The sequence below is a fragment of the Sphingomonas sp. SP1 genome, assembly GCF_058313395.1.
In genome coordinates this window covers 1,856,946-1,876,396 of the sequence record NZ_JBZFLC010000001.1, presented here as the reverse complement: position 1 = coordinate 1,876,396, position 19,451 = coordinate 1,856,946, and the positions used below count along the sequence as shown (strand labels likewise).

Below are 19,451 nucleotides of genomic sequence, written 5' to 3'. Positions count from 1 at the left end.
CTGGACCCGGGCGAATGAACGGACGACGAGCCGGGGCAAGTGTCTGACTCCCACCCACGAAAAGGGTGGTTACAGTTGCGGGCACAGCGCCGGCTTCGCACCGGCTTCCTTTTTGCTCCGACAGCCTTGACCGTCGGACCCTGGCTCTGGACCGCCTGTCGTCCCACCACCCGTACCTTGTCAAGCGGAGGCGTCTCCGCTAGGGGCGCGCGACACCTTCAGGCTGGTCGGAACCAGCCATTTTTTAAAGGATACGGCCATGAAGAGCGGGACTCACCCGGACTACCATTTCATCACCGTCGAGATGACCGACGGGACCAAGTTCCAGACCCGTTCGACCTGGGGCAAGGAAGGCGACTCGCTGCACCTCGACATCGATCCGACCGCCCACCCGGCGTGGACCGGCGGCAACAGCAAGCTGCTCGACGCGGGCGGCCAGGTCGCGCGCTTCAACAAGCGTTTCGGTGGGCTGACCCTCGGCAAGAAGTAAGCTCATTTCCTTCAGCGAAGTGCATACTGGCCGCCCGGCTCCGACCCTGGAGACCGGGCGGCTTCGTTTGCGCGGCTGGCGGCGCGAGGACTTTCGTCCCTACCACGCCATTTTGCAGGAGCCTGCTGTCCATCGCCACTTCGGACCGGAGCCGATGGGACAGGAGGAATGCTGGCGGCGAATGTGCGCGGCCGTCGGCAACTGGACGATGAACGGCTTCGGCGGATGGGCGGTGGAGCGATCGGAGGACGGCAAGCTGATCGGCAACGTCGGCCTGTTCACTGCCTGGCGCAACTTCGAACCGCAGTTCGGCGATGATCCCGAGATGGGCTGGATCTTCGCGAGCGAAACCCACGGTCAGGGCATGGCACAGGAAGCTTGCCAGGCTGCTTTGCGATGGGCCGAGACCACCCTTTCGCCGACCGTCATCTGGGCGATCATTGCGGCCGCGAACGCGCCCAGTTTCCGCCTGGCGGAAAGGCTGGGCTTTGAACGGGTCGGTGAAGTGGATTACGGCGGCCCGACCATCGTGCTTCGGCGGCCTGCCTGGACCTAATTCGCGCTAGCGATCAGAAGGCGGCCAGACCCGTGATGGCTCGCCCAAGGATCAGGGCATGCACATCATGCGTGCCTTCATAGGTGTTCACCGTTTCCAGGTTCAGTGCGTGCCGCATGACCTGGAATTCGGCACTAATGCCATTCCCGCCATGCATGTCGCGCGCCATCCGCGCGATATCGAGCGCTTTGCCGACGTTGTTCCGCTTGATGAGGCTGATCGTCTCGGGAACCAACTCGCCGTCCTCCAGGCGCCGGCCGACGCGCAGCGCCGCCTGCAGCCCAAGAGTGATCTCCGTCACCATGTTGGCAAGCTTCAGCTGCACGAGCTGGGTGGCGGCGAGGGGGCGACCGAACTGTTTCCGGTCAAGCGTATATTGACGCGCTGCATGAAAACAGGCCTCTGCCGCGCCCATCGCGCCCCAGCCGATGCCATAGCGGGCGCGATTGAGGCAGCCGAAGGGGCCTTTCAGGCCTTCCACATTTGGTAGCAGCGCATCTCCACCGACTTCCACCCCGTCCATCACGATTTCGCCGGTGATCGAAGCTCGCAGCGACAGCTTCTGCTTTACCTGCGGAGCCGTCAGGCCCTTCATGCCCTTTTCGAGCACGAACCCACGAATCTTGCCGCCGTGCGCTTCCGACTTGGCCCAAACGACGAACACATCCGCGATCGGAGAATTGGTGATCCACATCTTGGCTCCGGAAATCCGGTAGCCGCCGTCGATCTTGTCTGCTCGCGTCCGCATTCCGCCCGGATCGGAGCCGGCATCCGGCTCGGTCAGACCGAAGCAGCCGACCAACTCGCCCGAGGCAAGCCCGGGAAGATACTTGCGCCGCTGCTCCTCCGAACCATAGGCATGGATCGGGTACATGACGAGCGAGCTCTGCACCGACATGGCCGACCGGTAGCCGCTGTCGACCCGCTCCACTGCCCGACCGATCAGACCGTAGCTGACGTAGCCAAGGCCGGCGCCGCCATATTCGGTCGGAATGGTTGCGCCCAGCAGGCCAAGCTGGCCCATCTCACGCATGATCTCGCGATCGAAGCTTTCGTTGAGGTAAGCCTCGGTCACACGCGGCTGGAGACTTTCCTGCGCATAGCCTTCGGCCGTGTCCCGGACCATCCGCTCGTCTTCGGTCAGCTGCTCGTCAAGACCGAAGGGGTCCTTCCAATCGAATGGCAGCAAGGTGGGCTCATGGCCCTTGGCATGATCCGGCGTCTTAAGCATGCCGTGCATTTAGCGTTGGTCAGCTTATTCCGCCACCCCCGCCGCCGTCCGTCTTCGTGCCACCACTCGCCCCGCCGAACGTCTGCTTGAGGGTTACGCCAAAGCTGACATGCCGGTTTCTTACGCGCCGCTCGAACTCGTTCGGTTGCGAATTCGAGCGATTGGGAAAGTAGAATGTCCGTTCGCGCTCGCCGGTCGTATCGAACAGGTTGTCGATATCGAAGGTCAGGGACGTTCGAGCCGACGGTCGGTATTCGACGAATGCGGTGCCGTAAGGACCGCCGTTGAAGTTTTCATCGATCTCGTTCGCCCGGAAGAAGGCGAAGCGATCCCGGTCGTTGACATTGATTCCGTAGGACCAGCGTCCGACGTCTCGACGCGCCTCGAAACCCCATTCCCAATCCGGATAGAAATCGCTGAAGTTTCGAACGAGTCCCGAGATCGGATCGAGGACCCGGGTCCGCTGCAACTGGCCGTTGAGCTTCACCCGCACCCCCTTCAGGCCCAATCGGTCCAACGGCGCGTCGATTTGCAGCGAGACGAAGCGCCGTTTGCCGGTGCCGATATTCCCCGGGGCGCTGAAGCCTTCTTCGGTCAGTATGATGTCCTGCAGGTCGGAGATACGATCGAGTCCGGCGTCGAGCTTGATCAAGCCGTCGCCGAGAATCGGTTTCTCGATCGTGCCTCGAACTTCCCAAGCCCGTTGCGGCAGGAGGTTGGCATTACCACCGGTAACACGGTCGTTGGACAATTCGGCGACGCTGATGAAATCGAAGAAGTCGAGTTGGGCAACCGTGCGCCGGATGGAAATCTGCCCGCGCCAGTTGCCGCCCGGTTTCCAGTCGAGAGTGATGCTGGGCTTCAGAAACCTGAGCGAGCGCTCCGCCTGCGTGTCACCGGTGACAACCAGGTTCGAGAATTCATAATTGAGGCCGGCATCCACCCGCAGCCTGGGTGACAGGTTGCGGCCAAGATTCACGTAAACCTCGCCGCGCTTTTCCTTCACGCGCGCATCGTCGAGCGGAAGGTCCACGCGGATCTTGTCGCCGAATTCGTCAATCTCGAATAGCAGCAGCTTGTAATCGAGCGTATTCACAACCGCCTCGCCGCCGGCCTCGAACGAGAAGCCCAGAAGATCCGATCGTGACCAGCTAATCCGCCCGAGCGTTTCGTTCAGCTTGGCACGCTGCGTTTGTTCAAAGCCGCCGACGACATTCGGATCGTTGCGGAGCAAGCCGTCGCGTTGAACGGCCGCATCGAAATTGTCCCGTTTGCGCCGGTTGGCGAGTGCCACGAACTTGAGCGCTCCGCCGGCAAGGGGGCGGGTAATGTCGCCGCCCACCTCGATCACCGGCGTCCGATATTTCTGGAAAAGGCTGTCGTCGCGATTGGGACCGATCGCTGCGGGAGCGACACGATTCTCCTGCTCCAGATCGAAGCGGCTGGGCTGCCATCGCCCGTTCACCCGAACGGCGTTGTCCTGTGCCCGCTCCAGCGCCCAGCTCGCGGAAATATAGGGATCGTGGTTGAAGTAGATATTCGTCTTGCGGCGATATTCCTTGAGGTCGCCGGAGGGCAGGAAGGTCACCCGGTCGAACCCTTCCTCCACCTGCCGATTGCGGCCGGTCCCCGCCGACAGGTTGATGGTCGACGCGCCATGCTTGATCAGCGCGGAGCCGGAAAGGTCGGTATTGATGTAGCCCGTCCAGATGCGGCGCGCGGCGGCAGTGACATTGCCATCGATTCCGCCATCGGCCGACAGCACGACGTTCAACACCTGGCTCTTGCCGGTATATTCGGCGCCGTAGAGGTCACCCGGGCCAAGCTCGACCCGGACGACTCGGCTGGCGGGTATGCGGGCGAGGGTGGTTTCAAGCGATTCGGATTTCGAGCTGGGCCGTGCGCCGTTGATGACGACGTTTCCCGCGGCAGCCGCGAACCCGCGCACATCGCTGTTGCCGAGATCGAGGCTGAACCCGGGCACGCGGCGGGCCACATCCAGTGCGGACCGCGGAGCGAATCCGGAGAAGAAGGCTGCCTCATAGGTAGTGGTGCGGCTGGCCTGCGTCTGCGCGACGGCCGCGGTCGGTAGCAACGCCAACGCTGCTGCTCCCGACAAAAAGCGAGTGATGATGCCCTGCATGAGGGCAATCCTTTAGTCGGCGCTACAATTGTGGCGAGCGCTGCTCGACCAACCGACGAACGGTCCGATCGAACAGCGGACTATGTCGTTCAACGGCGGCGGTGAGCTCATTGCCCTGGCGGATGGGGTGGGATTCGAACCCACGGTACGGTTCCCCGCACGGCGGTTTTCAAGACCGCTGCCTTAAACCACTCGGCCACCCATCCTCTGGCAGGCTCCATTCAGCTTCCCCCGCCTAGTCGTTAGCGGGTGCCTCGTGCAAGGCGCGGGAGTGAACGCTGCGCATCGTGACGCGTTGTCGAGAGATGGATTGGGAGGGCGTGCGTAAGGTGGGGACCAAGTTGATGATCGGCGGCGCTTGTCTCGTGGCGCTTGCACTGACGCCTGCGAGCGCACAGCAAAATGATCCATTGGCCCCGCTGCCCGAGCGTCGAGTCGCTCCGTCGCAGCCGCAATACCAGCCGCCGGTCACCATTCGCTACGGCACGCCGCCGACTGCAGTCATCCAACGGGCCCCGCTGTCGGGTTTTGATGCATACAAGCTGCGGCTGGCGGCGTTGGCCCGAGCCGGTGGCGTTCGCGAAGCAACGGTTCAGTCGGTCATTCCCGCGCTCACCCTGAATAGCCGCGTTATCCAGCTCGATCGCTCACAACCGGGCGGGCTGCCCTCGGCCACGCCGACGCCGCCCCCTGCCTTCGAGCCCTATCGCCGCAAGCATGTCAGTGCGGACCTGATCAATCGCGGTGCGGCCCGTTTTTCGCGGTTGTGGCCCTACCTCTACCAGATCGAGCGGCGGTGGGGGGTCGAGCCGCAGATCATGATGGCGATCTATGGCCATGAGACGAGCTATGGACGGGTCGTCGGCACGTTCGACCTTGTGCAGGCACTGGGAACGCTGGCCTATGAAGGGCGGCGGCGACAATTTTTCGAAGACGAATTCGTGGCCTCGCTCAAACTGCTGGACCGTGGAACGCCGCGCTGGAAGCTGAAAGGAAGTTGGGCTGGGGCGACCGGCTACCCCCAATTCATGCCGTCCAACGTGTTGCGGCTGGCAACGGACGGGGATGGCAACGGAACAGCGGACATCTGGGCGAGCGAAATCGACGCGCTCGCCTCCATTGCCGCCTACCTGCGCGACGCCGGGTGGAAGCCCAATGTCCACTGGGGGGTACCGGCGCAGGTGCCGGCCGGTTTCAATCGACTGGCCGTGAGCAATCCGACGGTGGCCCCGCGCTGCCCCCAGGTCTATCGCCGGCATAGCCGGTGGCTCACGCTTCGTGAGTGGCGAGCGCTCGGTGTGCGCCCGCTTCGCGGCGGCATTCCCGATGGCGAGATGGCGAGCCTGCTGGAACCCGATGGGCCGGGCCAGACTGCCTATCTGCTGACGCAGAACTACCGGGCCATTCTCGATTACAATTGTTCGAACCTGTACGCCTTGTCGGTGGGGCTGCTCGGGGATGCGATCGCACGCCGATGAGCGGCACCAAATCGCTCGCCTGTCGGAAGGTGCGGCGCTAGGAAGGCGGCCTTACCCTCACGGAGCTGTCCACCACGCCATGACCCGCCGCCTGTTGCTTGCCGCATCCGCCCTCGGCCTGATCGCCTCCGCTGCGTCGGCGGCCGCCCCGCCATTCGAAACGCCGGCCCGCGTCGCCTATCTGCTCGATCTTTCGTCGGGGGCCGAACTGCTGGCGAAAGATGCGGAACGACGCATGCCGCCGGCGTCGATGGCCAAGATGATGACGACCGAGGTCGCGTTCGAACTCATCAAGGCGAACAAGCTGCCATTGAACAAGATGTGCACGGTTCAGCCCGCGACCTGGCAGAAGTGGCATGGTCCCCAGGCCGGATCGACCATGTTCCTCAGCCCGAATGAGCAGGTCAGCGTGGAAAACCTTCTGCACGGCATCGTGACCTTGTCGGGCAACGACGCGTCCGTGGTGCTCGCCGAATGCATCGCCGGAACCGAGCAAGCTTTCGCGGCGCAGATGAACACGCTCGCCCAGCGCCTCGGCATGCGCAACAGCCGGTTCTGCAACTCCACCGGATGGCCGGACGAGGGCTGCACCTACACCACCGCTCGCGACCTCGCGACCCTTGCCCGGGCGTCCATCGAAAACCATCCCAAGCTGTACAAGCAATTCTATGGCCAGCCGAGTTTCACCTGGGGCAAGACGCTGGGCTCCGGGCAGGCGATCACCCAGGGCAATCGCAATCCGATCCTGGGCAAGATCCCGGGTGCGGACGGCTTGAAGACCGGTCACACGGAGGAGGCGGGTTACGGCTTCACCGGTTCGGCCGAACAAAATGGGCGACGGCTGATCATGGTCGTGGCTGGATTGGACAGTTTCAACCAGCGTATCGACGAATCGACCAAGCTGATGAACTGGGGCTTCAACGCCTGGCAGACGCGGCCGCTTTATGCAGCGGGGGCACGGGTCGGGGAAGCGCAGGTGCAGCTGGGCTCGAAGACCGCCGTGCCGCTGGTCGCTCCCAAGGCGATCGCGCTCACCTTTCCGGCGGGTCTGACGGTCGGCGATCCGCGGGTGAAGATCGCATACAACGGTCCGCTCAAGGCCCCGATCAAGCAGGGGGCAGAGGTCGCTCAACTGGTTGTCACCATGCCCGACGGCACGGTGCAGCGCATGCCGCTCGCCGCCGGGGAAGCGGTCGAGGAGGCAGGTTTCTTCGGCCGCTTCTGGGTCGGGTTGAAGCAGCTGGTCGGCCTGGCCTGACGCCTTGAAGCGGGGCAGGTTCATCAGCCTGGAAGGCGGGGAGGGCGTCGGTAAATCGACGCAGGTCCGTGCACTGGCGACGGCATTGCGGTCACGGGGACTGGATGTCGTCGAAACCCGCGAGCCTGGCGGAAGTGAAGGCGGCGAGGCAATCCGCGGGCTGCTGCTTGGCGGCGAGGAAGATCGGTGGAGCGGTCCCGCCGAGGCGCTGTTGTTCGCGGCCGCGCGGACCGACCACGTCGACAAGGTGGTGCGTCCGGCGCTTCTTGCTGGCAGCTGGGTGCTGTCGGATCGCTTCATCGACAGCTCGCTTGCCTATCAGGGCGGTGCCGGCGGCCTTGGGATCGAAGATGTTCGTCGGATCAATGCTTTCGGGATCGGAGAATGGTTTCCGGATCGAACCCTCATCCTGCTCCACCCGGAAGGTGCCGAGCGGGCGCTCGCCCGGGACGTGGGCGTCGCGGACCGGATCGGAAGCCGGCCCGCCTCCTACCATAAGCAGGTGGAAGAGGCATTTCACCAGATTGCCGGGCTTGAACCCGGACGAGTGCGGTTGATCGACGCCTCGGGACCGCCGGAGGTCGTGACCGCAAGGCTGCTGGCCGCGATCGAGGATTTGTTGTGACATTGGTCGGTCAGGACAAGGCTGTGCACGCGTTTCGGCGCGCAATGGAGTCCGGCACGCTGCATCATGCATGGTTGCTCGCCGGCCCGCGCGGCGTGGGGAAGGCTACCTTCGCCCGGATGGCGGCGACCCGCCTGCTGGCGAACTCGGCAGGGCCAGCCGTTTGCCTCCCGGGACTGGAAACGCCCGCCGACCATCCAATCGCAAGGCTGATGGCGGCAGGCAGCCATCCCGACTTTCGCCTTGTCGAGCGGCAGCTGAACGACAAGGGGGATGCCTTGCGGCGGAGCATCACCGTCGATCAGGTCCGCAAGCTATCGGAGCTGTTCGCGGTCTCCCCGGCCATGTCGGACTGGCGAGCCGTCATCATCGACAGCATCGACGACCTGGAGCGAGGCGCGGCCAATGCGCTGCTGAAGATGCTGGAAGAGCCGCCAGGCCAATCGGTGTTCTTCCTCGTCAGCCATGCGCCTGGTCGACTGTTGCCAACAATCCGCTCACGCTGCCGGCGTTTGGCGTTCGATACATTGGACGATGACGCCATGACGTCCGCACTGGCTGAAGCGTTGCCGGACACTCCTTTACGGGAGCGCACGCGCCTCATTCAGCTTGCGGGGGGCAGCGTCGGGCAGGCGGCGAATTTCGCGGAACTCGACCTGGCGCCGCTGGAAGAGGAGGCTGTGGCGATCATGCGAGAGGGCGATCCGACCAACGCCCGCCGGATGAAACTCGCCTCCAGCCTGGCGCTCAAGGCGGCCGCGCCACGTTACCAAGCCTTTTTGCAATTGGCCCCCAGCCTGATTGCCCGCGAAGCGCTGTCGCTGTCAGGCAGTCGGCGGGAACGGGCCGTGTCCGCCTATGAACGCGCCAGGGAAACCGCGACGCTGGCGCCTCGACTGTCGCTTGATCCCTCGGCGACCATGTTTCAGATCGGCACCATCCTCGCCTCCGTTGCCGGAGAGCAAGCGCGCGGGTAGGGCGGGACCGATGTCCAAGCCATTCTACCTTACCACTGCCATCAGCTATCCCAACGGCCGTCCCCACATCGGTCATGCCTATGAAGCGATCGCTGCAGACGTCATCGCTCGCTTCCACCGCGCACAAGGGCGCGACGTACGGCTTGTGACCGGCACGGACGAGCATGGCCTGAAGATGGTCCAGACCGCGCGCAGCCAAAACCGGGACACGCTGGAATTCGCCAACGAAATGTCGGGCTATTTCCAACAGATGTGCGGCGATCTTAACATTAGTGTCGATGAGTTCGTCCGGACCACTGAGCCTCGGCACCATCGTGCGAGCATCGCCTTGTGGCAGGCGATGGAGGCCAGTGGCGACCTTTACCTCGACCGTTATGAAGGTTGGTACTCCGTTCGCGACGAAGCCTTTTACGATGAAAAGGAACTCGTAGCCGACGAGGCCGGCGGGAAAGTGTCGCCGCAGGGCACTCCGGTCGAATGGACCGTCGAGGAAACCTGGTTTTTCCGCCTGTCGCGCTATGCCGAACCATTGCTGAAGCTCTACGCCGAACAGCCCGGTTTCATCGCTCCCGAAAGCCGCCGGAACGAAGTGGTGCGCTTCGTCGAAGGTGGGCTGAAGGACCTCAGCGTATCGCGAACCAGTTTCGACTGGGGCGTTCCGGTGCCAGGCTCCGACGGGCACGTCATGTATGTTTGGGTCGACGCGCTGACTGCCTACATGACTGGGGTCGGCTTCCCCGATCGGGACGGTGATTATAAGCGATATTGGCCAGCCGACCTGCACCTGATCGGCAAGGACATCGTGCGCTTCCATGCGGTGTATTGGCCCGCCTTTTTGATGAGCGCGGGACTGCCCCTTCCAAAGAAGGTTTTCGGCCACGGCTTCCTGCTCGCGCGCGGCGAAAAAATGTCCAAGAGCATCGGCAACGTGGTCGATCCGATGGAATTGGCCAATCGCTTCGGGGTCGACGCGCTGCGCTATTTTCTGATGCGGGAGATCAGCTTCGGCCAGGACGGGAGCTATTCCGACGAGGCGATCGTCACCCGCACGAACGCGGAGCTGGCAAACAGCTTCGGCAATCTCGCCCAGCGAACTTTCTCGATGATCTTCAAGAATTTGGACGGGGTTGTTCCGGCCATCGGAGCAGCCAGCGATGATCGGCTGCTGCTCCAGCAAGTGACCGCGGCAATCGACATCATGACCAGCGAATTTGGCGAGCTGAACTTCTCTGCCGGGCTCGAGGCCTGGATGGGCGCGGTGTTTGCGTGCAATGCCTATGTCGACGCGCAGGCGCCCTGGGCACTGCGCAAGACGGACCCCGACCGCATGAGCGAGGTGCTGGGGACCTTGGCAGCCGCGGTGAAGCAACTGACAGCAGCCGTCGAACCTGTCGTGCCCGCTTCGGCACATAAGCTGCTGAGCTACATCGCGGAGGGAGAAAGACAGGGGAGGGTGGCTCAGCCGACGCCCGTCTTTCCGCGGCTGGAGCTGGCAGAAGCGAAATGAGGCTGATCGATAGCCATTGCCATCTGAATTACCCCGGCCTCAACGAGGATGAGGCTGGGGTGCTGGATCGCGCACGGCGGCGAGGCGTTGCCGGCTTTCTCAATATTTCGACCCGTCAGCGAGAGTGGGACGACGTCGTGGCGGCGGCGGAGCGAAATCCGGACGTTTGGGCATCCATCGGCGTTCACCCGCACGAGGCTGATCAGCATGCGGACCTTGGCGCGGATGCTCTGGTTGCCGCGGCGGCGCACCCCAGGGTGATCGGGATCGGTGAATGCGGGCTTGATTATTACTATGACAAATCGGACCGGGCGGCGCAGCGCGACCGCTTTCGCGCTCATATCGAAGCGGCCCAGAAAACCGGTCTGCCGCTGATCATTCATACGCGTGACGCCGAGGAGGACACGGCCGAGATCCTTCGGTCCGAACCGGGCGTCACGGGGGTACTCCATTGCTTCACAGGATCGCGATGGCTGGCGGAGCAAGGGCTAGAACTCGGATTCTATATTTCGCTGTCCGGTATCGTCACGTTCAAGAACGCGCGGGATTTGCAGGAAACCGCGAAAGTCGTTCCGGACGACAAATTGCTGGTGGAAACGGACGCGCCGTTCCTGGCCCCCGTGCCAAATCGCGGAAAAACCTGTGAGCCCGCCTTCGTCACGGATACGGCGGCGTTCTTGGCCGACCTGCGTGACGTCACGCCCGATGCGCTCGCGGCGCAAACCACAGCCAATTTCTTTCGTTTGTTTTCCAAGGCGAACGCGTGAAGTTACGCATTCTGGGTTGCGGTACCTCGTCGGGGGTACCGCGGATCGGCAATGATTGGGGTGCCTGCAATCCGGCCGACCCCCGCAACAAGCGCAGCCGTGCGGCCGCGCTGGTTGACATCGCCGGCATTCGCATTCTCATCGACTGCGGGCCCGACATGCGGGAGCAACTGAACGCCGCGAGCGCGGGGACCGTGGACCGGGTGATCATCACCCACGATCATGCGGACCATTGTCATGGCTTGGACGACCTGCGTCAGCTCGCCCATAACCGCCGCGACCAAATTCCAGTGTACGGGCGGGCTGATCTGTTGGAGCGGCTCGAAGGGCGCTTCCGCTATCTTTTCCATGGTACGGCGCTTTACCCCGCCGTCGCCCGCACCGAAGTGATCAACGGTGACTGGAGCTTCGACGAAGGGACCGCGCGCTTCTGCGATCAGCCCCATGGACAGATGACCTCCCTCGGGATGCGCTTCGATGAGGACGGCCGAAGCATCGCCTACGCAATCGACTTCCATGAGGTGAATGACGCCATGGCGGCGCTTTATGCGGGCGTTGACGTATGGATCGCCGATTGCCTCCGGCGCCGGCCGCATCCGACCCACGCGCATCTCGATGCCGTCCTGGGCTGGGCCAAGGAGCTACAAGTCGGGCAGTTGGTCCTCAGTCATCTTGATAATTCAATGGACTATGCCGACCTTGCCCATGAACTACCGGACTGGGCCGCGCCCGGGGTCGATGGTCAGGAGATTGCTTTTTAGTGACCGATACGGGCGTCGACGTTCTCTACCTTCTGCTTTGCCTCATATTGGTCGGCAGTGCGCTGATCGGCATGCGCTTGTCGCTCGGCAAGGCTTTGAAAATGGTTCTCGGCTGGGTTGCAGTCTTTGGGCTCGCCTTTGCGATCTTCGCCTTTCGTGGAGAATGGAGCGTCCTGGGGGCCCGGCTGAAAGAAGCCGCGATCGGCGCGCCGGCTGCTCCCGTTGAGGTGGCTGGCGGGGAACTGCGGATTCCGATGCGGGAGGATGGGCATTTCTGGGTCGAGGCGGAGGTGAATGGCGTCAGGACTCCGTTCCTGGTCGACAGCGGTGCATCCTATACCGTGATCAGCGCTGAAATCGCCCGGCGGGCCAACGTCGAGCCGGAGATACGCGTCGCCCAGGTGGCGACGGCCAACGGCACGATGACGATGCGCAGGGGTAGCGTGAGCAATCTCATCGTCGGCTCAGTCGCGCGAGACGACTTTCCGGTATTGATCGCCGAACAGCGCGGTCTGAATGTGATCGGTATGAATTTTCTGTCGTCGCTGAAAGGCTGGCGGGCGGAGGGGCGAACGTTGGTGTTGCAACCGTGACGCCAGTGCCCAAGTTTCGTCGGTGACGAACGATCTGCACCTTGGAAGCCTGTATCTCCTGATGGCCATGATGTTGGTCGCCGGCAGCCTGATTGGCCGGCGCGGCAAGATCGGCAATGCGCTGGCCATGGCCGTTGCGTGGCTAGCGATCTTCGGCGCAGGGTTCGTCGTCTTCACCTTTCGCGACGACCTTGGTTACGTCGCCCAGAGATTGCGCTCGGAAGCCACCGGTGCGCCGGTTTCGGTCGGACGGCAGATTCGCGTTCCGATGGCGATCGACGGGCATTTCTGGGTCGAAGGGCTGGTCAACGATGTGCCGGTCCGCTTCTTGATAGACAGCGGCGCGACGATGACCACGGTTGGGGCCACGACCGCCGCGCAAACCGGTCTGCGTGTCGATCCGAACCGTGGGCAGTTGGTTCGTACCGGCAACGGCTTGATAAAGGTCGCGATGGGGCGGGCCGATAACCTGGACGTCGAGGGCATCAGGCGCGACGACCTGACGATCTATGTCACTGACAACGACGACATCAACGTGTTGGGCATGAACTGGCTCTCATCGTTGACCCGTTGGGGTGTAGAAGGCCGTTGGCTGATTTTAGAGGTATGACCGCGATCCCGAGGGTCGAGAAGCCCGATCAAATACAATGCCATACTTTACATAATGCATATTATCATACTTGGGGGTTGATAGCGTGAGTGCGTCGGGAAATGATCGAGGTTCGGCGGCGGCGCCCTATGGCCAGTCTCCCCCGTCTGAAGGAGAGCGAGCGGATGCTGCGGCTGCCTTGAACCGGCTCGTCGCCATCATGGCGCGGCTTCGTGATCCGGTCCGTGGCTGTGAATGGGACAGCGCCCAGACCTTTGCCACAATCGCCCCTTACACGATCGAGGAAGCCTATGAGGTGGCCGACGCGATCGAGCGCAACGACATATCCGGTATTCGCGATGAGTTGGGCGACCTTGCGTTGCAGGTCGTCTTCCATTCGCAAATCGCGGCTGAAGCCGGTCTGTTTGACCTGCAGCAGGTGTTCGACGGTATCAGCGACAAGCTCGAGCGCAGGCATCCCCATATCTTTGGCGACGCCTCGGAAGGTGGTCATCATTTGTGGGAGCAGATCAAGGCCGTGGAGCGCGCGGAGGCCGACGACAAAAGTGCTCTCGCGGGGGTCGCACTGGCGCTGCCGGCACTCGAACGCGCAGCAAAGCTGCAGAAACGCGCGGCACGCACGGGATTCGATTGGCCGGACGCGGACGGCCCTCGCGCTAAGATCGCAGAGGAATTGCGTGAGCTCGATCAGGCTGGGACGCCGGAAGAGCAGGAAGAAGAGCTCGGTGACCTGCTATTCGCCGTGGTGAACCTCGCACGGTTCCTGAAGGTCGAGCCGGAACAAGCTTTGCGTAAAGCGAACTTGAAGTTCGAACGGCGGTTTCGGTCGATCGAGCATGCGCCAGGATTTGCGGAACTCGACCTTGATGGAAAAGAGGCGCTCTGGACGGCTGCGAAGCGTCAGATTGTTTGAAAGCGGGTCCAGTTTTCGGAGCTGATGCGCACGTCGATGTCGATGTTCTCCCCGTCCATCCGGGTGTCGAGAACTTCGCCACGGCTGTGCAGCCAAGCGAGCTTCGAGCCTTCCGACGCGGTCAAGCGGACGTGGTGAATCAAGGCACCCTCCTGCAAGCGGCCCGCGATCGCCTCCCGCAGCCGGTCGAGACCTTCGCCAGTCACGGCCGAGATGGGAATGACGTCAGAGCGACGTTCGGCCTCGGCGATCACCGCAGCGCGCTCGGCCGGATCGAGAAGGTCGACCTTGTTCCACAGTTCGAGGCGCGGCGGCCCCTCACCCTCCCCTAGCCCAAGCGCTGTCAGCACGGCTTCGACATCGGCCTTTTGCGCATCGCTGTCCGGATGAGCGATGTCGCGGACATGGAGGATGAGGTCTGCGGAGGACACCTCTTCCAGCGTCGCGCGGAACGCAGCCACGAGTTCGGTGGGCAGGTTGGAAACGAAACCGACGGTGTCTGACAAAATGGCCTTGTCGAAGCCTGGAATACGCACGTCCCGCATCGTGGGATCAAGCGTCGCAAACAGCAGGTCTTCGGCGAAGACCGTGGCGCGGGTCAGCCGATTGAACAAGGTCGACTTGCCCGCATTGGTATAGCCGACCAGCGCGATCACCGGCCAGGGAGCACGCTGCCGGCGGTCACGATGCAACCCGCGCGTACGGCGGACCTGCTCCAGTTCGCGGCGGATCTTGGCCATGCGATCACGGATAAGGCGGCGATCGGCTTCGATCTGCGTTTCACCCGGACCTCCGAGAAAGCCGAAACCACCGCGCTGCCGTTCCAGGTGGGTCCAGCTGCGGACCAGCCGTCCGGCCTGGTAATCGAGGTGTGCGAGCTCGACCTGCAGCCGACCTTCGGCTGTCGCCGCCCGCTCTCCGAATATCTCGAGGATCAGACCGGTGCGGTCGATCACCTTCGCTTTCGCACCATCCTCCAGATTCTTTTGCTGGGCGGGCGACAGGGCAGCGTCCACCACCAGCAGCGCGGCGTCGTGCTCGGCTGTCATTGCCGCGATTTCTTCGACCTGTCCCTTGCCGAACAGAGTGGACGGGCGGGGTTGTCGGATGCGGAAGGCCCGGCGTGCAGCGATGTCGATCCCGATCGCTTCCGCCAGGCCCTCGGCCTCGTCGAGCCGGGCGTCGGTAGTGCGGGCATTGGCGTCATTGCTTCGGTCGGGCAGCACCAGCACGGCGCGGGTGCCGCGCGTGATCCCCTCCTCTTCCGAGCGGTTGAACGTGCTCACTTGCCACCGCCCTCTTCGCCCTCACCCAACGGCAGAGACTTGCCGGGCTGCATGGTCGAAACGGCATGCTTGTAGACCAGCTGCACCTGACCGCGACGGCCAAGCAGCATGGAGAAGCGGTTGAACGCCATAACCTCGCCTTGCAGCATGACCCCATTCACCAGGAATACGGTCATGGGCTCGTTCTCGCGGATGGCTGCGGCCAGGAAACGGTCCTGCAGGGTCGCCCTGCCCGCCTGTACGGCAGCCCCTTGGAACAGTGCGAGGTCGAGATCGGCCGGCGCGTCGGCCGGCATGATCGTCGACATGGCATGTTTGTAGATCAACTGGCTTACCCCTTCGCGCCGAAGCAGCAGCGAAAAGGCATCGAACCATGTGATCACGCCCTGAAGCTTCACGCCCTTGACCAGAAAAATGGTCACCGGAGTGCGAGAGCGACGGAGGCTGTTTAAGAAATGATCCTGCAAACTCAGTGTTTTATCGGGCAATCTTGTCGTGCCTTCTTTTTATCATTCGTCGCCGGCCGGACCCTTTTCCCCAAGGCCGAGCGCCTTGAGCTTCCGATGCAGCGCCGATCGTTCCATCCCGATAAACGAAGCGGTGCGCGAGATGTTGCCCGAGAAACGGCGGATCTGCACCCGAAGGTATTCGCGCTCGAAACTTTCCCGCGCTTCCCGCAACGGTGAGCCCATGATCGAAAGGGTCGTGTTGTTGATCCCGCTCGACCCGCCGCTGTCGAGCACCTCCGGCGGCAACAGATCGACCTCGATGCGGGCAAGCCGCTCGGTCGGAGCAAGGATCATCGTCCGTTCCATGATGTTGCGCAGTTGACGGACGTTCCCGGGCCAGTCGTGTGCCTGCAGCGCGGCCAGCGCCTCGTCGGACAGGCCGGGTGCGGGCACTCGCCGTTCCGCGGCAAAGCGGGCGAGGAAATGGTTGGCGATCTCCGGAATGTCCTCCCGCCGCTCCCGCAACGGCGGAATGCGGACCGGAACCACGTTCAGGCGGTAGAACAGGTCTTCGCGGAAGCGCCCGTTGGCAATTTCCTCGCTGAGGTTCCGAGCGGTGGCGGACAGGACCCGAACATCGACCTTGACCGGACGGGCGCCGCCGACCCGCGTGAAGCTCTGGTCGGTGAGCACCCGCAGGATCTTGCCCTGCGTCGTGAGCGGCATGTCCGCGATTTCATCGAGAAAGAGCGTACCTCCATGGGCTTGTTCCAGTAGGCCGGGCCGGGCGACCCCATCCGTCTCGCTGCCGAACAATTCTTCTTCGACCCGCTCCGGCTCCATCATGGCGGCAGAGACGACGATGAAGGGACCGGAAGCGCGGGTGCTCCAGCCATGGATGGTGCGGGCGGCAATCTCCTTGCCCACCCCCGCCGGCCCGGTGATCAGGACGCGACTCCCGGTCGGCGCGACCCGCTTAAGCGTGGCCCGCACCGTGTTGATGGCGACGGAAGACCCGTTCAGCTGTTCGTCGTGCCCTGCCCGCTCCCGCAGGGTTGCGTTTTCCCGACGCAGCCGATCGGTTTCGGTCGAGCGGCCGACGAGATGCAACAGCCGTTCGGCCTGAAACGGCTTTTCGATGAAGTCGATGGCGCCCTCGCGAATCGCCGCGACCGCAGTGTCGAGATTCCCATGGCCCGAGATCATGAGCACCGGCAGCGTCGGATCCCGCCGCTTGACCTCCTCCAGCAGTTGCAGACCGTCGAGGCGGGAGCCCTGCAGCCATACGTCGAGCAGGACCAGGCTAGGCCGCCGCTCCTCGATCGCTTCCAGCGCGTCGGTGCTGTTGCCGGCTGCGCGAACGGCATAGCCTTCATCCTCCAGCACGCCAGCGACCAGCTCGCGGATGTCGGCTTCGTCGTCGACGACCAGCACTTCCAATGCCATTCGATCAGGCTCCTTGTTTCATCAGGTCAGGCATGTTCGGAATCATCCGGGCGCTTCGGAAGCACGGTGAGTTCATCGCCGGCTCCCTCCTCCTGCTCCATGCTCGCCGCCAGGGTGGCGAGGCGGCTCTTGTCGAACGCGATCCGCACATGAGTGCCCCCACCGGACCGATCGAGAAAAGCGATCTCGCCGCCATGCTCCTCGACGATCTTCTTGACGATCGCGAGGCCCAGCCCAGTCCCCCGCACCCGGGTGGTCATATAAGGCTCGGTCAGCCGGTCCCGCTCCTCCGGCAGGCCAATGCCGGTGTCGGTGACGTCGATTACCAGCTGCGTCTCGCTATCGCGGAGGGCGAGCCCGACCCGGTCCCCTTCAAAATTATGCTCGCCGCGATTGCGCCGCGCCTCGATCGCTTCGACCGCGTTCTTGACCACGTTCGTCAGCGCCTGGGACAGCTGCCGCCGGTCGCAAATCATCCGGATGTCACCGGTCGGTGGATCGAGACTGAAGCTGACTCCCGGATGGGCCACCTCGTGCAGGAACAGGGAGGTCCTTGCGATGTCGTGCACATTCTCCTCGCGGAAGACCGGCTTGGGCATGCGTGCGAAGTTGGAGAATTCATCGACCATCCGGCGCAGGTCGCCAACCTGGCGGACAATGGTTTCGGTCAGGCGGCCGAAGGTCTCCGGATCGCTTTGCACTTCCTTGCCGTAGCGGCGCTGAAGTCGTTCGGCGGCGAGCTGAATGGGGGTCAGCGGGTTTTTGATCTCATGCGCGATGCGGCGCGCGATGTCCGACCAGGCTGCACGGCGCTGGTCGGCCAGCTGGTCCGTGATATCGTCGAAGGTCAGCACATAACCGTCCGAGTATCGCACTCGCTTGACCGCCAGGGTGCGCTGCCCATGTTCGGACTGCACCAGCACGTCGGCCTCGCGCTTTTCGCCGAGCAGGAACTCTTCGAGCTCCGGTGACAGGTCGAGCAAGCAGCGACCTTCGGCGCTTTCCCCATCGTGCTGCAGCAAGGTGCTGGCTGAACGATTGATCAGCAAGACCCGCCGGTCGAGGTCCAACGCCAGCACTCCGGCCGTGACGCTGCCCAGCACGGCCTCAATGAATGCGCGGCGGGTGTCGAGCTGCGTATTGGCTGCGCGCAAGGCCCCGGTCTGTTCCTCGAGCCGGCCCGTCATGCGGTTGAACGCGGCGGCGAGCACGCCGATCTCGTCGTCCGACTTTGTAATCGGCACCCGGGTGGTGAAGTCGCCCTCCTCCACGCGGCCAGCGGCATTCACCAGTTCGCCGACCGGACGGACGAGGCGGTCGGCCAGGCGCAGTGCGACGAAGATCGCCAGTCCGACGATGATCAGCGCGCCAAGGAGCAGGGCGGCATTGAAGCGAAGTTGGTTGAGCCGGCTGCGCTCGATCAGGTCCTGATAGTCGCTCAACACGTCTCCGGCGCGGGACATCTGCTGCCGGAATTCAGGATCAAACACGCGCGCAGCATAAATGTAGGTCGCGGGGCCATAATCCAGCCTGGTCAGCGCACCCACTCGATCGTTCGAGCTGACTTCGACCACCTGGTTGGATTGATTGAGCAGCTTGATTTTGTCTGGTGTGATTACGCGCGCAAGGTCCCGCTCGTAGGGATTGACCAGCACTTCGGTGAGGATGTTCCCGTCTTCGCCTACGCGAAAGATGATCGCTTCAGACAATTCCCGCTGATAGACCTGCACCCGGCCAAACGCATCGACGAACCGTGGATCGCTGATCGGGATCTGCTGCAGATATCCCGCGACGTCCTGGCTCATCGCCAATGTTTCACCTTGGACGCGTCGAGCTTCTTGCTGGTAAGTACTCTGCGCCAGCTGAACGCTGTTTTCCAGCATTCCCCGCGCCTTGTCCGAGAACCAGAAGCTGAGCGCCGACTGGAACAGGAAGGACGCAAAGATCGCGACCAGGACGGTCGGCACCGCCGCGATGACTGAGAATAGCGCCACCAGCCTGGTGTGCAGCATCCCCGTGCCAAGCCCGCCCTCCTCCGCCCGCTTCATCGCCAGCCGACGGCTGACCAGAACCATCAGCACGATGGCGGGAATGAGATTCGCAACCAGCAGCAGCGCAATCAGCGGCGGCGACAGCATCGAGCTGGGATCGCCGCCCTTGAGCACCGAGAAACTGCTGATCAGCATGACGATCAGGATGCCGGCGGTGACCAGCTCTGCGACCCGGTAAAACCGCCCGTTCGCCCGCTCCGCCGCAAGCCAGCGGCGCAGGCTGGGCGGCTGGTCAGGCAGGTTCGAACCGGAGGCGCGGGCGTCCATCAGGAAAAGCCGTAGCACGGCTCCGTTGCACGAAGAACACAGT

General features: G+C 63.2%; 18 protein-coding genes, 1 tRNA gene and 1 riboswitch. Of the genes, 12 read left to right on the top strand and 7 right to left on the bottom strand.

Annotated features, from left to right (window positions below):
• Nucleotides 1-17: 17 nt before the first annotated feature.
• A riboswitch (cobalamin riboswitch) is annotated at nucleotides 18-158 on the bottom strand.
• Nucleotides 159-259: 101 nt separating this feature from the next.
• The gene (gene rpmE / locus AC4GYS_RS09505) at nucleotides 260-490 is read left to right on the top strand and encodes a 50S ribosomal protein L31 (protein WP_491108841.1); all 231 of its coding nucleotides are present in this window, start codon (nucleotides 260-262) and stop codon (nucleotides 488-490) included.
• A gap of 19 nt (nucleotides 491-509) precedes the next feature.
• Nucleotides 510-1,046 (top strand): GNAT family N-acetyltransferase, encoded by a 537-nt coding sequence (locus tag AC4GYS_RS09500; RefSeq protein WP_491108840.1) that lies wholly within the window; start codon nucleotides 510-512, stop codon nucleotides 1,044-1,046.
• Between the two features lie 13 nt (nucleotides 1,047-1,059).
• On the opposite strand, the gene AC4GYS_RS09495 is transcribed toward AC4GYS_RS09500, so the two are convergent.
• From AC4GYS_RS09495 to AC4GYS_RS09485, 3 genes are all read right to left on the bottom strand, one after another.
• On the bottom strand, nucleotides 1,060-2,277 hold the full coding sequence (locus AC4GYS_RS09495) for an acyl-CoA dehydrogenase (protein WP_491108839.1): 1,218 nt from the start codon (nucleotides 2,275-2,277) through the stop codon (nucleotides 1,060-1,062).
• A gap of 19 nt (nucleotides 2,278-2,296) precedes the next feature.
• Nucleotides 2,297-4,420, bottom strand: a complete 2,124-nt coding sequence (locus tag AC4GYS_RS09490) for a TonB-dependent receptor (RefSeq protein WP_491108838.1) — start codon at nucleotides 4,418-4,420, stop codon at nucleotides 2,297-2,299.
• 116 nt (nucleotides 4,421-4,536) lie between these two features.
• Nucleotides 4,537-4,626, bottom strand: a tRNA-Ser gene (locus AC4GYS_RS09485).
• A 114-nt stretch (nucleotides 4,627-4,740) separates the two neighbouring features.
• On the opposite strand from AC4GYS_RS09485, the gene AC4GYS_RS09480 reads away from it, so the two are divergent.
• From AC4GYS_RS09480 to mazG, 10 genes are all read left to right on the top strand, one after another.
• Nucleotides 4,741-5,898: a lytic murein transglycosylase gene (locus AC4GYS_RS09480; RefSeq protein WP_491108837.1), complete on the top strand. Its 1,158-nt coding sequence runs from the start codon at nucleotides 4,741-4,743 to the stop codon at nucleotides 5,896-5,898.
• Between the two features lie 79 nt (nucleotides 5,899-5,977).
• Nucleotides 5,978-7,156, top strand: a complete 1,179-nt coding sequence (locus AC4GYS_RS09475) for a D-alanyl-D-alanine carboxypeptidase family protein (protein ID WP_491108836.1) — start codon at nucleotides 5,978-5,980, stop codon at nucleotides 7,154-7,156.
• Between the two features lie 4 nt (nucleotides 7,157-7,160).
• On the top strand, nucleotides 7,161-7,781 hold the full coding sequence (gene tmk / locus AC4GYS_RS09470; protein ID WP_491108835.1) for a dTMP kinase: 621 nt from the start codon (nucleotides 7,161-7,163) through the stop codon (nucleotides 7,779-7,781).
• The gene (locus AC4GYS_RS09465; RefSeq protein ID WP_491108834.1) at nucleotides 7,778-8,758 is read left to right on the top strand and encodes a DNA polymerase III subunit delta'; all 981 of its coding nucleotides are present in this window, start codon (nucleotides 7,778-7,780) and stop codon (nucleotides 8,756-8,758) included. Before tmk ends, AC4GYS_RS09465 begins: the two co-directional genes overlap by 4 nt.
• A gap of 10 nt (nucleotides 8,759-8,768) precedes the next feature.
• Nucleotides 8,769-10,265, top strand: a complete 1,497-nt coding sequence (gene metG, locus AC4GYS_RS09460; protein ID WP_491108833.1) for a methionine--tRNA ligase — start codon at nucleotides 8,769-8,771, stop codon at nucleotides 10,263-10,265.
• Nucleotides 10,262-11,032, top strand: a complete 771-nt coding sequence (locus tag AC4GYS_RS09455) for a TatD family hydrolase (RefSeq protein WP_491108832.1) — start codon at nucleotides 10,262-10,264, stop codon at nucleotides 11,030-11,032. The genes metG and AC4GYS_RS09455 overlap by 4 nt, the downstream gene beginning before the upstream one ends.
• On the top strand, nucleotides 11,029-11,793 hold the full coding sequence (locus AC4GYS_RS09450; RefSeq protein WP_491108831.1) for an MBL fold metallo-hydrolase: 765 nt from the start codon (nucleotides 11,029-11,031) through the stop codon (nucleotides 11,791-11,793). Before AC4GYS_RS09455 ends, AC4GYS_RS09450 begins: the two co-directional genes overlap by 4 nt.
• Nucleotides 11,793-12,386 carry a retropepsin-like aspartic protease family protein gene (locus AC4GYS_RS09445; protein WP_491108830.1) on the top strand — a complete coding sequence of 198 codons (594 nt, stop codon included), beginning with the start codon at nucleotides 11,793-11,795 and terminating at the stop codon, nucleotides 12,384-12,386. Before AC4GYS_RS09450 ends, AC4GYS_RS09445 begins: the two co-directional genes overlap by 1 nt.
• A 22-nt stretch (nucleotides 12,387-12,408) precedes the next feature.
• On the top strand, nucleotides 12,409-12,996 hold the full coding sequence (locus AC4GYS_RS09440) for a retropepsin-like aspartic protease family protein (protein WP_491108829.1): 588 nt from the start codon (nucleotides 12,409-12,411) through the stop codon (nucleotides 12,994-12,996).
• A gap of 199 nt (nucleotides 12,997-13,195) precedes the next feature.
• Nucleotides 13,196-13,909 (top strand): nucleoside triphosphate pyrophosphohydrolase, encoded by a 714-nt coding sequence (gene mazG / locus AC4GYS_RS09435; protein ID WP_491109394.1) that lies wholly within the window; start codon nucleotides 13,196-13,198, stop codon nucleotides 13,907-13,909.
• On the opposite strand, the gene hflX is transcribed toward mazG, so the two are convergent.
• Genes hflX through AC4GYS_RS09415 form a run of 4 tightly spaced genes read right to left on the bottom strand, consistent with a single transcriptional unit; the run spans nucleotide 13,897 to nucleotide 19,426 of the window.
• Nucleotides 13,897-15,195: a GTPase HflX gene (gene hflX / locus AC4GYS_RS09430; RefSeq protein WP_491108828.1), complete on the bottom strand. Its 1,299-nt coding sequence runs from the start codon at nucleotides 15,193-15,195 to the stop codon at nucleotides 13,897-13,899. The genes mazG and hflX overlap by 13 nt on opposite strands.
• On the bottom strand, nucleotides 15,192-15,683 hold the full coding sequence (gene hfq, locus AC4GYS_RS09425) for an RNA chaperone Hfq (protein ID WP_491108827.1): 492 nt from the start codon (nucleotides 15,681-15,683) through the stop codon (nucleotides 15,192-15,194). Before hfq ends, hflX begins: the two co-directional genes overlap by 4 nt.
• Before the next feature lie 21 nt (nucleotides 15,684-15,704).
• Nucleotides 15,705-17,090, bottom strand: coding sequence for a nitrogen assimilation response regulator NtrX (gene ntrX, locus AC4GYS_RS09420; RefSeq protein WP_491108826.1), 1,386 nt, complete (start codon nucleotides 17,088-17,090; stop codon nucleotides 15,705-15,707).
• Between the two features lie 26 nt (nucleotides 17,091-17,116).
• Nucleotides 17,117-19,426, bottom strand: coding sequence for a sensor histidine kinase (locus AC4GYS_RS09415; protein WP_491108825.1), 2,310 nt, complete (start codon nucleotides 19,424-19,426; stop codon nucleotides 17,117-17,119).
• Between the last annotated feature and the right edge of the window lie 25 nt (nucleotides 19,427-19,451).